Below are 389 nucleotides of genomic sequence, written 5' to 3' on the forward strand. Positions count from 1 at the left end.
AGTCTTGGGAGCAACCGAGCAAAAACGTTACAGGCGTGTCGGACCTAACACCGATAAAACTGCATTTAGAGATGATTAAAGAGGTCCTCCCTGCCAGTAAGCAACTCGGTATTATCTACAACCCAGGAGAAGCTAATTCTGTTTCACTTCTCAAGCTAATCAAGCAACATGCTGAAGAGCTGAACCTTCAAGTAATTGAAGCAGTCTCCCCCAAGTCCTCGGATGTGCAAACTGCAGCTCGCTCATTACTCGGCAAGGTTGATGCAATTTACCTCCCTACAGACAACACAGTCATCTCTGCTATAGAAGGTATCATCAAAATTTCTGAGCAAGCAGACATTCCTGTTTTTGCCGGCGACACCGATAGTGTCGCTCGTGGCGCCATCGCG

At 47.3% G+C, this 389-nt stretch carries 1 protein-coding gene; it reads left to right on the forward strand.

Annotated features, from left to right (window positions below):
- A partial coding sequence (locus tag A3756_RS04710; RefSeq protein ID WP_304438857.1) for an ABC transporter substrate-binding protein occupies nt 1-389 on the forward strand: 389 nt, incomplete at both ends.

The organism is Oleiphilus sp. HI0086 (genome assembly GCF_001635225.1).